We start from the raw sequence: 14,478 nt of genomic DNA, 5'->3' as shown, positions 1-14,478 counted from the left end.
CCCCGTCCGTGATCAGTTGCGCCGGCCGGGTCCTCCGGGGCCGCCCGGGCCACCCGGCGCACCGGGGGCGCCCGGCTGCCCGCCGGGTGCGCCGCCGCTGATCTGGATGGTGACGAAACCGCCCTTGATCGTGGTGCCGGACGGCTCGGTCCCGGCCGCCTGGCCCGCGGGGCAGGTCGACGCCACCTCGGAGCCGCGCGACGCCGTGAAGCCCGCACCCTCCACCCGGTCGATGGCCTCCTCGACGCTCAGGCACTGCACGTCCGGGATCGAGCGCTGCTCACCGCGCGCGATCTTCGTGCCGGACGGCCGCTTGAACTGGACCTCCGGCTTGCCCTCCATGATGTCGTGCAGGGCGTGCTGGACCGCCGGGTTCACGATGCCGTGGCTCATGTGGTACGGGTGGTTCTGGTAGTCCGGGTTCACGAGATAGCCGGCCACCACCACGGACGTCGTCCCGACGATCAGGGATGCCGTCTTCTCCGCGTCGGTGGTGCCGGTCTTGCCGAAGACCGGGTGCCCGACGATCCCGTGGGTGTCGCCGGCCGTGCGGTGGGAGCCGCAGCTGCCGAGCCGCGGCGAGTCGCCGACCGGGCAGCGGGCCGCGTCGATGGCCGCGCGGGCCACGTCCTTGGAGGTGGCGCGCCGGCACTGCGGTTTGCCCACGTCGAGCTTCTCGCCGCTCATCGTGGTGATCTGCTGCACCGGGGTCGGAGTGCAGTACATGCCGTCGCCGGCCAGGGTCGCGTACGCGTTGGCCATCTCCAGCGGGGTGGACGAGGAGACGCCCAGGGTGAAGGAACCCCAGTCGTGCGCGTACTTGGTGGCGAGCTCGTGGTCACGGGGCGTACGGAAATGGATACCGAAGCGCTGCGCGACGTCGACGACCTTCTCCGCGCCGACGGCCTCCTCGAGCGGGACGAAGTACGTGTTGACCGAGGCGCTGAAACCCGACCACATGTTGTACGGGCCCTTCTCGCCCTTCGACGCGTTGGTGGGGCAGTAGTGCCCGCCGCACTCGGCCGGCGCGCCGGAGTCGCGGTACGTCGGCGAGATGTAGCGGTACGTGGTGTTGATCGGGTACGCGAGCGGGAACCCGTTCTCCAGCGCCGCCACCATGGTCAGCATCTTGAACACCGAGCCGGCCTGGTAACCGGTGATGTCGCCGCCGCCCGTGAGCAGGGGGTTGGTGGTGTTCGGGTAGGTGCCGCGGATCCCCCGCTTCGCCAGCTTCGGGTCCGAATGCGGCTTGTTCTGCGGATGGGCCGGGTCGTCGAGCTTGTACCGACGGTTAGCGCCCAGCGCCCGCACCCGGCCGGTCTTCGGTTCGATGGCGGCCAGCAGCAGCGCGTCCCGGTTCTTGACGCTGATCCGCTTACCGATGTTCTTGCGCACCGCGGCCTGCGCGTCGATGTCCAGCGACGTCTGGATGCGGTAGCCGCCGCTCTTGAGCCGCCGCTCGCGCTCGTACTGGGTCGCACCGAACTCCGGCCGGCCCAGCCACCAGCGGTAGAAGTAGTCGCAGAAGAAGCCCCAGCTGTTGGTCTTGACGGCGCTGCAGCCGTTGCCGCTGCGCTGCACGGTCTTGCCGAGCTTGACCTTCATCGCGTCGGTCGCCTGCTGCGGGGTGATCATGCCGAGGTCGCGCATGTTGCCGATGACCCAGTTGCGCCGGTCCAGCGCCTTCGGGTAGCCGATCGCCGTGGTCGGGTCGAAGCCGGACGGGGCCTTCACCAGGCTGGCGAGCAGCGCCGCCTCGGGGACGGTGAGCTCCTTGGCGCTCTTGCGGAAGTAGACCTGGCTGGCGGCCGCGACGCCGTACGCGTTGTTGCCGTACGGGGCGGTGTTCAGGTAGCGCTCGAGGATCTGCTCCTTGGTCAGCTCCTTCTCCACCTGCAGGGCGTACTTCATCTCGGTGATCTTGCGCTTGGAGGTGTCCTCGGTGGCGTCCACGACCTCCTGGGGAGAGCTCGCGGAGTAGGCGAGCGACATCTTCACGTACTGCATCGTCAGGGTGGAGGCACCCTGCCGGCCGTTGGACTTGCCGCTGTTGCTGACGAACGCCCGGGCGACGCCCTTGAGGTCGACACCGTTGTGCTTGTAGAACTCGTGGTCCTCGGCGGCGACGATGGCGTTCTGCATGTTCTTCGAGATGTCCTTCAGCGGCACGTTGCTGCGGAACTCGTCCCAGAAGACCGCGACCTGCGTCTTGCCGTCGGCCGCGACCGCGCGGCTCACCTGCGGCGCGGTGGCCTGCTTGAGCTCGCTGGGCAGGCTGGCGAACGACTCGCTGCCCGCCTTGGCCGCCAGCCCGGACATCGCCACCGCCGGGAAGGCGGCGGCCGCCACGACGATCCCGGACAACAGCCCGCAGATCAGCAGGGTGCCCGCGTTGGTGAAGATCGAGTGCTCGCGTACGCGCATCGGGGTGCCGTGTCCAAACTGAGATGACCGTCAACGTCCGGGGCGCACGGTAACGATCACGCGCAACCCCTTCACCCGCGGGCCAGGTCGGCGAACAGCCGCTCCCACTGCCGCGCCACCGCGGGCATCGCGTAACCGGTGCTGGTTTCCCGCGCCGCGCACCCCATGCGTTCGCGGGCGTCAGGGTCCTCGATGAGCCGGCAGATGCCCTCGGCGAGCGCGGCCGTGTCCTCCGCCGCCACCAGCAGGCCGTTGCGGCCGTCCACGACCACCTCGGCCGGCCCGGTGGGGCAGTCGAACGCGACGACCGGCACGGCGGCGGCCATCGCCTCGAGCAGCACCATCGGCAGCCCCTCGTACCGCGAGCTCAACGCGAAGATCGACGCGGCGGCCAGCTCGCGGTCGAGGTGCCGGGTCAGCCCGCGCAGGTGCACCTGGCCGCCGAGCCCCCGGTCCTGGATCTGCCGGGTGAGCCGGCCCCGGAGCTTGCCCTCCCCGAAGATGACGAGCTGCCATCCGGGATGCCGCTCGTGCACGGTCGCGAACGCGTCGATGAGCAGGTCGAACCCCTTCTGCCGGCCGAGCCGGCCCGCCGCCAGCACGGTCGGGGTCCGGGCCCGCTCCGGTCCGGGCGGACGTGGCGGGATGCCGTTCGGGATCCGCTCCAGGCGGACCCGCGGGCCGAGGGCCTCGCGGTAGGCGGCCAGGTCCGCCCGGGTCAGCACGCAGACGGCGTCGAGCCGGGGGTACGCCCGCAGCAGCGCCGAGCGCAACGCGGGCTTGTACGCCCCGAGATTCATGTGGTCCTGCCCGACGCGTACGAGGCGGCGAGGGGCGAACCAGGCGGAGAGCAGGTTCAGCGCCGGCCGGGTCGTCACAAGCACCCCCGAACGCTCCGCCCGGAAGTACCGGACGATGGTGGCGTCGACGACCGGGTCCCACCGCTTGTACCGGAAGTCACGGCCGTGCGGCAGCCGGTTACGGAACCACCGCGTCTTGCGCATCAGGCGCGAGTTCGTGCCCGGCGGGTCCGTCCACCGTGAACCGTCCTCGCGCAGGCCGGTGAGGGTGACCAGGCGTACCCGGGGGTCGAGCGCGAAGACGGGCTTCTCCCCGGTCCGGTAGACGCTCGCGATCTCGACGTCATGCGCGGCACACAACGCGTTCGCCTGGTTCACGACCGTACGGATCGTCCCGCCGGCCCCGTAGGCGTTGTGGAGCACATACCGTATCCGCACCCCGCACACCGTATTGCCCGAGATCAATAGCCGTGAGGAACCGGAAGCCGGCCCGATCTCGTCCGACGGCTATGAGGAGAATCGCTGCCGGTGCCGCTGCGCTCACAGCTGTCCTCGTGCCGTCCGCCGGGTGTGATCGTCCGGTTCCGCCGGTGCCGCGCGCGACCGCGACCGTGGGCGCTCTGCCGCAGCTGTCCCCGGCTGAGGCAGCCGGGTTGACCAGCCTGCGATGGATCTCAGCAGGGGTGATGCCGACGGGGCGCGAGATCCTGGTCACTGTGCCGGATGGGCGATGCCATGACGTTGTCGGAGCCAGGACGGAGAGCTCGTTGCGCGCCATGACGGTCACGGTTCTGGGGAGGCCCGCGACGTGCGGACCGACACCGGAGAACATCACGGCTGTGGTGGAGCTTCCCGAACCGATGGGGGGTCGCGACCTGGTCCACGCACCGGTCACCGCCGCCGGAAGCGAACGGCGTGGTGCATAGTTCTCCCGTGATCCCCTGGAGCGACCACGACGTGACGATCCGGCCCGTGGCGGGCGCCGACCTGCCGGCCGTGGCCGAGATCTACGGGCACTACGTCACCGGCAGCGTGGCGACCTTCGACGAGATCGTTCCCACCGCTGCGGACTGGGCCGAGAAGCTGCGGGTCGTCGAGGAGCGGCGGCTGCCGTTCGTCGTGGCCGCGGCCGCGGGGGAGGTGCTGGGTTTCGCGTACGCGTCGGCGTGGCGTCCCAAGCCCGCGTACCGCTATACCGTGGAGGACACGATCTACCTCGCTCCGGGCGGCACCGGCCGGGGTCTGGGGCGCCGGTTGCTGGAGGCCGTGCTGGCCGGTTGCCGCGACGCCGGGGTCCGCAGTGTCATCGCGGTCGTCGCCGACACCGGCGACCCCGCCTCGATGGCCCTGCACCGCCGGGCGGGTTTCCGGGAGGTGGGGCGGCTCGCCCGGGTGGGCCGCAAGCACGGCCGGTGGGTGGACACCGTCCTTCTTCAGCTCGACCTCGCGCCCGCATAATCGCTGGACGGCGGGGTCATCATGATCTCGTGCGAGTCAGTGTGTCGGGCGGTGTCGCCGTGCGCCCGGACCAGCGGATCAGTTCCGCCGGTCCGGAGCCGGAGACTGCCTCGCCGGCTCCCGGGACGCCGGTCGTTGTGGGCCCGGCCGACGCCCCCGAGTCCGACCGCGTGCGGGCCGTCGCCTTGCTGGCCGCCCTGGTCGAGGCCGGGGGAGCGGTCGCCGCGGACGCCGGGGCGGACCTCGGCGGCGGGTTCTGCAGCGCCCGCGTCGACGGCGGTACGGGCGACCGCCGCGACGCCGTCCTCGCCGCCCTCGCGGTGCCGCGCTTCGCCGATCGGCTGGGCCCGCCCGCGGCGGTGCTGACCGCCCTGTTCGGTCCCACCGCGACCAAGCCGCTCGGCGCCGCCACCCTCGACGCGATCCGCGCCGGCCGTACGCCGGTTCTGCGCTATGCCGTCGCCGCGTCGGACCTGCTCGGCCCCGAGCAGCTGGTCCGTCTTCTCGCCCTGCGGGCCCCGGACGGCGTCGACCCGTTCCCGGAGGGGCTGCCGTCCGTGGTGGGCCGCCACCTGGACCGGGTGCTGCGCCCGCTGCCCGGCCCGCGGCGGCTGGCCCTGCTCACCGACCTCTGGGAGCAGGCCTGCGCCGCGGCGGCCAAGCGGCAGCGCACCGAGCGCATCGTGCGCTCGCAGCGCGGTCCGGAGCTGGTCGACGCGCTGAGAGAGCGGCTGGAGCACTACGAGGAGCAGCAGGTGGTCGGCGCGCTCGGCCGCCGGCCGACCCTCGCCCGGGCGGCGCTGTGGTATCCGCCCCGCACCTTCTGGACCGCGCGCTTCCGCGGCGTGCTGCATGACGCGCTGGCCGCCACCGTGCTGGCCCGGGTCGCGGCCGCCGCGTTCGAGGACGGCACCGAGGAGGCGCTGCGCGGGCACCGGTCCGCGATCGAGGCGGCCGCTGCCATGCTGACGAAGCGCGAGGCCGCGTCCGCCGCCCAGCGGGTGAAGGGCCTGACCGGCCATCCCGCCCGGCCCGGCTCGTACCTGCGGGAGCTCGCGCGGCTGGCTCCGGGCGTCGAGCTCACCGCCAAGCAGGTCGCAGGGGCCCGGGAGCGGCTGGCCACGGCCCGGGCGTACGGCGAGCTGGCCCTCGAGCGGGCCACCGAGTTCGTGCAGGACGCGCCCTACCTCGAGGCGCCCAGTGCGCAGGAGGCCCTGGCGGACTGGCGGTGTGCCGGGCTGGCCGACTGGCGGTCGAAGGCCGGCTACTTCAGCCCGGGCCGGCTCGCCGACTGGGAGCAGCCGCGGCCCGACGCCCTTGCTCCGCTGGCGCAGCGGCTGCGCGCCGAAACGGATCGCGAGCCCGCCGAGGTCGAGACCGTGGGCGACCTGCTCTGGATCGCGGAGCTCGCCGACGCGGTCGCCCGTCTGTACGGGCACCCCGCCGCCGAGATCATGCACGAGACGGTCGGGGTGGAGGCGGTCACCCGCCCCGTCTCGGATGACACCTTCCTTCCGCTGGCCGGATCCGTCGCGCTGACTGCCGCGCGCACCGCCCAGCTCGCCGAGCTGGGCGGCAGCGTCCCGGCCAAGCCGCGGTCATGGGCCGACCTGGTGGCCGGGCTCGCCGCCGGGGCCGAGGCCGCGGAAGCGCTCGTCGGGCGGTTCCCCGTGCCCGCCGCCGTCGAGGTCTTCGACGGCGGCCTGCTGCCCGGCACCGAGACGCGGATAGAGGTGGCCCGGACCGGCAGCACGCTCACCGCGTGGGCGGCCTACATGGGCAACTGCATCGCCGGCCCGTACTACTCCGATGAGGCCGCCAAGGGGCGCAGCGTTCTGATCGCGCTGCGCGACCCGGACGGCCGGATCCTGGCCAACGCCGAGCTGCGCCCGCCCGGCAAGGGGTGGCGCGTCGCGGAGGTCAAGGCGCGGTTCAACGAGGAGCCGGAGCCGGCGCTGCTCGAGGCCGTACGGGAATGGGTGCGGAGCCTGCCGGTCCCGCGGGAGTCGCCCGCCGAGCCGGATCCTGCGCCTCCGCCCGCACCGCGCCGTGGCCGCCGTCCCTCGCCCGCGGATCGCCTCACCGCGGAGATCGGGGAGCAGCTCGGTGCCCTCGCCGCGGTAGCGGTGCGTCCCGATTCGACGCTGACCGGCCTGATCGGTGCGCCGGCGAGCGCCGAGGGTCTCGTCGCTCTGCGCCGTCTCGCTCCGGCCACCCTGGAGCGTGCGGTGCGGTCGGCGCTCGCCGCTCCGGCGGCGGCCGGCCGGCTGTGGGAGGCCACGGCGACCCGTCCGCTCGCGGCCGCGGTCTCGGCGATGCCCCCGGAGGTGCACCACCGGCTGGAACCGCTGCTGCGCGATGAGCCGCTGCCCGGTGCGCTGCGCAAACTCGCCCGGCTGGAAGGGATCGCCGACGCGCGGGCGGCGGACCTGATCGCCCTTCGGGTGCGGGCCGCGGTCGGCGGGCTGCTCCGCGCGGACGCCGCCGAGCTGGCCGCGGCCGTACGGATGCGACCGCACGCCGGGCTGCTGCGTGCCGCGACCCTCGCGGTGACGTCGTGGGGCGGGCTGCCGGCCGCCCCGGTCACCGCCGTCGCGGCACGCCGTCGCGTACGGCTGCCGGGCTTCCCGGAGTCGTCGCTGCGGGACGAGCGCTGGCAGGGCTCCTGGCCGGATGCGGTGGAGCTCGGCGGTGTGCCGGGCGCGTTCTGGAACGCCATCGCGGCGCACGGCCTGCTCGTGCCGTCGTCGTGGCTGCCACCGGGCGGATGGCCGGTGCTATGGGCGCGTGCGTGGCCGCCCCCCGCGCGGAATCCCATTCAGATACGTTGATCCCCTGCGCGAGGGGGGCGATGTGTCGGGAGCGACGGCGAAGGAGGCCGGCAGGCTGCACGCCGTCGCCCGGCACGAGTGGACGGTGGCGGGTGCCGGCGCGCTCGTCCTGGCCGTCCTCATGATCTGGATTCTGCCGCCCATGCTGCTGCGGGTCACGTCGGCGGGCATGATCCGCAGCGGTTTCGCCGACCCCGTGCACACCATCATCGGCGACAGCGCCGACCCCACCGGGCAGGCCTGGCTGCTGGCCTGGACCGGGTACGCGATCCGCCACGAACCGTCGCGGCTCTGGGACACGAACGCCTTCTACCCGGACCACGACGGGCTCGCCCTCAACGACACGCTCCTGGGGTACGCGCCGGCCGGGCTGGTCGGTGCCGGGGTGCCGGCCGCGGTCCTGCGCTACAACATCCTGTTCGTGCTGGTGTTCGCGCTGGCCTCGTGCGGGGCGTACGCGCTGGTCCGGCAGCTCGGTGCGAACCGGATCGGGGCCGCTGTCGCCGGGGCGGCCTTCGCCTACGCGCCCTGGCGGTACGGCCACGAGGGACATCTCAACATCCTCTCCACCGGCGGGATCGCGCTGGCGCTGGCGATGCTGGCCCGCGGCCACGGCTGGTCGCTGCGGCACGGCTACCGTCCCGAGCGGGTGCGGCCGGGCTGGGCCGCCGCGGGCTGGCTGGTCGCCGCGTGGCAGATCTCCCTGGGCTTCGGCGTCGGCCTGCCGTTCTTCTACGTGCTGGCGGGGGTCTGCGTGGTGTCGGCGGGCGGCTGGCTGCTGACCGGCCGGCCTCGCCTGCCGCGCAGGCTGGTCGTCGCCGATCTCGCCGGCGGGCTGGTCTTCGCGGCGATCTCCGGTTCCATGGCGTACGCCTACCTGCGCGTGCGGGCGGCGCACCAGGAAACCCAGCGCTCCTGGGACTACATCTCGATGTTCTCGCCGCCTCCGCACGGCTTCGCGGTCGCCCCGCACTCGTCGCTGTGGTGGGGATCCTGGCACGACTCCGCCCGCGCCGCGCTGGGCGAGGTGCCGCCCGAGAAGACCCTGCTCTGCGGCTACGCCCTGTACGCCCTGGCCGGCGCCGGGCTGCTGGTGTCGGCGTGGACCGTCCGCCAGCGGGTTCTGCTCGGCGCCGGGCTGGCGGCCGGGGTGCTGCTCGTGCTCGGCACCAACGGGCCGCTGTTCGGGCTGCTCTACCGCTACCTGCCCGGCTTCGACGGCAGCCGTACACCGGGCCGGCTGATCGTGTGGCCCACCCTGCTGCTCGGCCTGCTGGCGGCCGGCTGCGTGACCGAGGTGGCCCGGCGCGTGCGCGAGGCGACGCTACCGGAGATGCGGCGGGTCGCCGTACGCGTCGTGACGGTGCCGCTGCTGCTCGCCGTACTCGTCGAGGGTCTGCCCAAGATGGACCACATCGGCGTGCCTGCCGCCCCGGCGGCGATGGCCGCCGCTCCCGCCCCCTTGCTGGTCCTGCCGACCGACGAGCGCAACGACCTCAACGTGATGCTCTGGTCGGCCGACGGTTTCCCGGTCATGGCGAACGGCGCCAGCAGCTTCGTGACGCCGGTGCGGCAGGACCTGCGCTACGTCATGCAGTCCTTTCCCAGCGTGCCGAGCGTGGCGCGTCTGCGTGAGCTGGGGATCCGCAGTGTCGTGGTGGTCCGGGAGCGAGTCGTGGGCAGTGCCTTCCAGGCCGCGCTGGTCGCGCCGATCGACGGGCTCGGTATCACCCGGCAGGAGATCGGGCCGGACCTGCTCTACACGATCACGCCGTGATGGGAGCGCTCCCAAAAATTCCCGGATGATGCGAAAGTTCCGGCGATTGCCAGTCCCTTCGTCATGCTTTGACCCGGTATTTGGGACCGACGACGCAATGACGACCGTTGATGCTCCGGGAAAGTATCGATAACGTCCGGCCACCCCCATTCCCCTCCGCGAGGAAGGTTCCCCATGGGCAAGCCCGCACGGATTCCTCTGCTCACCGCCGTGGTCGCCGTCGCCCTCGGCGGCGTGGCCGTCGCCGCCACGGCGGCCGACGCCGCCACCACGCTCGGAGCGTCGGCGGCGGCCACCGGCCGGTACTACGGCACCGCGGTGGCGGCGAACAAGCTCTCCGACAGCACGTACGCCGGCATCCTCGACCGCGAGTTCGACATGGTGACGCCCGAGAACGAGATGAAGTGGGACGCCACCGAACCGGCCCAGAACTCCTTCAGCTACGGCGGCGCCGACCAGATCGTCAGCCACGCCCGGGCACACGGCCAACGGGTACGCGGCCACGCGCTGGCCTGGCACTCGCAGCAGCCCGGCTGGGCGCAGAACCTCGGCGGCACCGCGCTGCGCTCGGCGATGGTCAACCACATCACCCAGGTCGCCACCCACTACCGAGGACAGATCTACGCCTGGGACGTGGTGAACGAGGCTTTCGCCGACGGCGGCAGCGGCGCCCGGCGCGACTCCAACCTGCAGCGCACCGGCAACGACTGGATCGAGGTCGCGTTCCGTACCGCCCGCGCGGCCGACCCCGCCGCCAAGCTCTGCTACAACGACTACAACACCGACGGGCAGAACGCGAAGAGCAACGCGGTGTACGCCATGGTGCAGGACTTCAAGGCGCGGGGCGTACCGATCGACTGTGTCGGCTTCCAGTCGCACTTCAACGCCGCCTCCCCGGTGCCGGGTGACTACCAGGCCAACCTGCAGCGCTTCGCCGCCCTGGGCGTCGACGTGCAGATCACCGAGCTCGACATCGAGGGCTCAGGCCAGGCGCAGGCCGACAACTACGCCCGCGTGGTGCGCGCCTGCCTCGCGGTGACCCGCTGCACCGGGATCAGCGTGTGGGGCATCCGGGACACCGACTCCTGGCGGGCCGGTGGCACCCCGCTGCTCTTCGACGGCAACGGCACCAAGAAGCCCGCGTACACGTCCACTCTGAACGCCCTCAACGGCGGTGCCGCCACTCCGAGCACCCCTGCCGACCCCGGTCCGGGCGCATGCACCGCCTCGGTCTCCCTCAACTCGTGGCCCGGCGGCTTCGTGGCCACCGTCCGCGTCACCGCCGGCGGCGCAGCCCTGACCGGATGGACCGTCACGACGACCCTGCCGTCCGGCGCCGCCGTCACCAACGCCTGGAACGCGCGGATCAGCAGCACGACCGGGACGGTGCGGTTCACCGACGCCGGCTACAACGCCTCCGTGCCGGCCGGCGGCAGCACCGAGCTCGGCTTCCAGGGAACCGGCAGCGGGCCCGCCTCCGCCACCTGCGCGGCGAGCTGAGGAGGCCGACGATGCGAAGACTCATCACCGCCCTCGCCGCACTCACGGCCGTCGCCGCGGGCATCCTCCTGCCCGCCACGGCGGCCCAGGCGGCTCCTTGCAGGAGATCACGGGCTTCGGCGCCAACCCGAGCGGGCTGCGGATGCACCTGTACGTCCCCGACCGCCTCGCCGGCCGGCCCGCCCTGCTCGTCGCCGTGCACTACTGCACCGGCTCCGGGCCGGCGTTCTCCTCGGGCACCGAGTTCGCCTCGCTGGCCGACCGGTACGGGTTCATCGTCGTCTACCCCTCGGCCACCCGGTCGGGCAACTGCTTCGACGTCTCGTCCCCGGCCGCGCTGCGTCACGACGGCGGCAGCGACCCGGTCGGCATCGTGTCCATGGTGCGCTACGTCCAGCAGCGGTACGGCACCGATCTCGCCCGTACCTTCGTCACCGGCGCCTCCTCGGGCGCCATGATGACCAACGTCCTGCTCGGCGACTATCCGGACGTGTTCGCCGCCGGCTCGGCGTTCATGGGCGTCCCCTTCGGCTGTTTCGCCACCGCCGACGGCTCCGGCTGGAACAGCGCCTGTGCGAACGGCCAGGTCACCAGGACGCCACAGGCATGGGGAGACCTGGTCCGGGCCGCGTACCCGGGTCACATCGGCAGCCAGCCGCGGATGCAGCTGTTCCACGGCACCGCCGACGACACGCTGCGGTACCCGAACTTCGGCGAGGAGATCAAGCAGTGGACGAACGTGCTGGGCGTCAGCCAGACCCCGGTGCAGACGGACACGCCGCAGCCCGGCTGGACCCGTACCCGATACGGCTCCGCCACGGCGCAGGCCCCGGTCGAGGGGATCGGCGTCGCCGGCGTCGGGCACTCCCTGCCGCTGAGCGGCATGGCCGCGATGGCGATCGCCTTCTTCGGCCTGGACGGGACGTCCCCCGATCCGTCACCACCGCCGCCGTCGGGCCCGTGCCGCGTCGCGGTCACCACGAACGCCTGGGCGACGGGACTCACGGCGTCGCTGTCCGTCACGAACACCGGCGCCACGACGATCGGCGGCTGGACCCTGGGCTTCACGCTGCCGGCCGGGCAGCGCATCACCTCGGGCTGGAACGCCGCCTACTCGCCGGCGTCCGGCCAGGTCAGCGCCCGTGACGCCGGCTACAACGCGACCCTGGCGCCGGGATCGTCCACGGGTATCGGTTACCAGGCCACGCACACCGGCGACGCCGGAGCCCCGAGTGGCTTCACGCTGAACGGCGCCGCCTGCTCGGTCGTGCTCAGTTGATGCCGTTCTCCTCGCACAGCGTGGCGAACCGTCCCGTGCAGACGGCCTTCTTGGTGACGAACCCGTCCCGGATCACCTTGACCACGTCCGCCTTGAACACGGGGATCGGGTCCAGCAGCACCGCCGGCACGTACGCGCCCGACTGCGGGTCCTTGATCCGGCGCTCCGGCTCGTTCTTCTGACCCTTGAAGAGGCTGATCGCCAGCTTCGCCGCGGCGTCCGCCTCCTTCTTGATCGGCTTGTAGACGGTCATGCACTGGTCACCGGCCAGGATGTTCTGCAGCGCCTGCGTCTCGGCGTCCTGGCCGGTCACCGGCACCTTGCCGTTCTTGCGGCGCTCGCGCAGCACGCTGATCGCCGCGTTGCCGAGGCCGTCGTTGGCGGCCAGCACCCCGTCGACCTCGTCGTGGAACTGGTCGAGCATCTCGACGAAGATCGAGCGGCCCTCCTTGTTGTCCCACTTGTCGACGGACTGGTCGGGGCCCTTGAGATAGGTGCCGTCGTCGTACTTGGGCTGCAGCACCGAGTCGTAGCCGGTCTTGAACAGCAGGGCGTTGTTGTCGGTCGGCGCGCCGTTCAGGTACGCGATCCGCGGCGGCCGGTCGCCGCGCTCGGCCTTCGTCTCCGCCAGGCACCGCACCAGCCCCTGGCCCTGCAGCCTGCCGACCGCCTCGCCGTCGAAGCTCACGTAGTAGTTCGCGCCACCGTCCAGGGTGAGCCGGTCGTAGTCGATGGTCCTGACGCCGGCCGCGCGCGCCTTGTCCAGCACGTACTTGCCGCTGGCCGGGTCGAGGTTGGCGATGATGAGCACGGTGGCGCCCGAGGCGATCATGCGGTCGCCGATGCGCTGGAAGTTCGCCGCGTCACCCTGGGCGTTCTCGATCTCCACCGGCACGTCGGCCTTGTCGAACGCGGCCTTGAGCAGCTTCGGGTCGTCGCTGCCCCACCGCTGCGAGGTGGTCGTGTCGGGCAGGATCACGCCGACCTTGCCGGTGCCGTCGCCGCCCCGGACCGCGACCTTGCCGCCGCTGGTCTTTCCGTCGTCGTCGGTGCAGGCGGTGAGCCCGCCCGCGGTCAGCACTCCGACCGCCACAAGAGCCAGCAGATTCCGGCGCACGTCTTCTCCTCCATGGGCGAAAAGCGCGGCAAGGGTATCAGTGGCAGGGGCGTGAGACTTCCTCGGAGTCAAGCGTCGTGATGGAAAAGTTGTGTGACGGTGATCGATGGTCAGGCGAGCGCGGCCCGGGCCGGGCGGCTCGTGCGGGCGCTGCGGCCGGGGCCGGCCACCGGGCGGGCCGAGCGGGTGACGGCCGCGGCGGGCCGCACGACCCGTGCGGACGCCGGTCGTCCACCTTGCACCGGTACCGCACGCAGGACGGCAGTGACCTCTTCGGACGCAACGACGGGCCGGGCGGCGGCGCGCACGACGCGAGCCGTGCCGCGGGCCGGCCGCAGGACCGGCGAGACGCCGCGGGCACTCGTCAGGGCAGGGACGGCGGGGCGGGCGGCGGTCAGCAGCACCCAGCAGACGACCAGGGCGCCGGCCAGGCCGGCCGCCGCGGACAGCCAGACGGCCGGCTGGGCGGTGCTGAGGCCGTACGTCATCCAGGAGGCACAGGCCGCGGCGCCCAGGCGCCAGCGCAGCGGAGAGAGACCCGCGAGGTCCTGGGTGCGGTCGCGCAGCAGCGACATCGGCTGAGGGATGGCGGACAGCGTGGCCGTGACCGCGAGCACCGTGCCGAGGAGAGCCGCGACGTGAGCGCCGGTGGTCCCGGTCGCCGCGGCGAAGGCGGCGCTGCCCGCGGAGGCGGCCAGCACACCGGCGGCACCGCCCGCGCTGACCAGCAACGCCCGCCCGGTGCGCAGGTCCCTCTGCTTGACCAGTACGGCGACCAGCACGGTCAGGCCCGCGACGCACGTCACGCAGTTGGTCACCACCTGCACCGTCTCACCCGTCAGGAGTCCATACGTGATCCAGCCCACCGGCAGCGCCACACCCATCCAGCAGGAGGTGGCGGAGAGGCCGCGGGTGTGGCCCCGGGCGCACGAGCGCCAGACCTGGGGCCAGGGGAGAGTCATGGACAGTGCAGCGCCGAGCCAGCCGAGCAGTACCACAGAGGAGTGCATGATCCGATTCCGGTCGTGGAGGTCAGGACGGCCGGAGTCATCACGGCCACCTGCCCCATCGGCCCGCGGCACCGCCGGATTTACAAGATCCATCCGTGAGAGGCGACACGGCCGGAAATCACCGTTCCGCAACCAAGAGCCACGTGGGCCTCAGCGGGCGCAGCTGTCCCACTTGAGGATTTCGCCGGGCCTGAACCGAACGGCAACCGTCGTACGCCCGTGGTGCACTCCCCGGTCCCGGCGGGGGCCCGAAGAGGATGGCATGACGGACACGCAGATCGT

9 protein-coding genes are annotated in these 14,478 nt (G+C 72.5%); 5 read left to right on the top strand and 4 right to left on the bottom strand.

Annotation, left to right across the window (positions count from 1 at the left end; translation table 11 throughout):
* Positions 1-12: 12 nt before the first annotated feature.
* Both AB0J80_RS20395 and AB0J80_RS20390 read right to left on the bottom strand, forming a co-directional pair.
* Positions 13-2,424, bottom strand: a complete 2,412-nt coding sequence (locus AB0J80_RS20395; protein WP_364707022.1) for a transglycosylase domain-containing protein — start codon at positions 2,422-2,424, stop codon at positions 13-15.
* A 71-nt stretch (positions 2,425-2,495) separates the two neighbouring features.
* Positions 2,496-3,662 (bottom strand): glycosyltransferase family 4 protein, encoded by a 1,167-nt coding sequence (locus AB0J80_RS20390; protein WP_364707019.1) that lies wholly within the window; start codon positions 3,660-3,662, stop codon positions 2,496-2,498.
* Between the two features lie 495 nt (positions 3,663-4,157).
* On the opposite strand from AB0J80_RS20390, the gene AB0J80_RS20385 reads away from it, so the two are divergent.
* The 5 genes from AB0J80_RS20385 (at position 4,158) to AB0J80_RS20365 (ending at position 12,069) form a co-directional block, all read left to right on the top strand.
* On the top strand, positions 4,158-4,682 hold the full coding sequence (locus tag AB0J80_RS20385; protein ID WP_364707016.1) for an N-acetyltransferase family protein: 525 nt from the start codon (positions 4,158-4,160) through the stop codon (positions 4,680-4,682).
* A gap of 29 nt (positions 4,683-4,711) precedes the next feature.
* Positions 4,712-7,513, top strand: coding sequence for a hypothetical protein (locus AB0J80_RS20380; protein WP_364707014.1), 2,802 nt, complete (start codon positions 4,712-4,714; stop codon positions 7,511-7,513).
* Between the two features lie 22 nt (positions 7,514-7,535).
* Entirely contained in the window at positions 7,536-9,290 is a 1,755-nt protein-coding gene (locus AB0J80_RS20375) for a hypothetical protein (RefSeq protein ID WP_364707011.1), read from the top strand.
* Positions 9,291-9,464: 174 nt separating this feature from the next.
* On the top strand, positions 9,465-10,790 hold the full coding sequence (locus tag AB0J80_RS20370) for an endo-1,4-beta-xylanase (protein WP_364707008.1): 1,326 nt from the start codon (positions 9,465-9,467) through the stop codon (positions 10,788-10,790).
* 97 nt (positions 10,791-10,887) lie between these two features.
* Positions 10,888-12,069, top strand: a complete 1,182-nt coding sequence (locus AB0J80_RS20365; RefSeq protein WP_364707005.1) for a PHB depolymerase family esterase — start codon at positions 10,888-10,890, stop codon at positions 12,067-12,069.
* Here the strand turns inward: AB0J80_RS20365 and AB0J80_RS20360 are convergent.
* Both AB0J80_RS20360 and AB0J80_RS20355 read right to left on the bottom strand, forming a co-directional pair.
* Positions 12,062-13,186 (bottom strand): substrate-binding domain-containing protein, encoded by a 1,125-nt coding sequence (locus AB0J80_RS20360; protein WP_364707003.1) that lies wholly within the window; start codon positions 13,184-13,186, stop codon positions 12,062-12,064. The genes AB0J80_RS20365 and AB0J80_RS20360 overlap by 8 nt on opposite strands.
* Before the next feature lie 110 nt (positions 13,187-13,296).
* The gene (locus AB0J80_RS20355; protein WP_364707000.1) at positions 13,297-14,196 is read right to left on the bottom strand and encodes a SemiSWEET transporter; all 900 of its coding nucleotides are present in this window, start codon (positions 14,194-14,196) and stop codon (positions 13,297-13,299) included.
* Positions 14,197-14,478 lie beyond the last annotated feature (282 nt).

The sequence above is a fragment of the Actinoplanes sp. NPDC049548 genome, assembly GCF_040676695.1.
GTDB lineage: Bacteria > Actinomycetota > Actinomycetes > Mycobacteriales > Micromonosporaceae > Actinoplanes.
Note: the sequence above shows the minus strand (reverse complement) of the source record. Positions and strands in the feature narration are given on the sequence as shown.

Bases quoted from the DNA above. Each gene is read 5' to 3' on its own strand.
- AB0J80_RS20355 (WP_364707000.1), bottom strand. From the start codon at position 14,196: ATGCACTCCTCTGTGGTACTGCTCGGCTGGCTCGGCGCTGCACTGTCC.
- AB0J80_RS20370 (WP_364707008.1), top strand. From the start codon at position 9,465: ATGGGCAAGCCCGCACGGATTCCTCTGCTCACCGCCGTGGTCGCCGTC.
- AB0J80_RS20395 (WP_364707022.1), bottom strand. From the start codon at position 2,424: ATGCGCGTACGCGAGCACTCGATCTTCACCAACGCGGGCACCCTGCTG.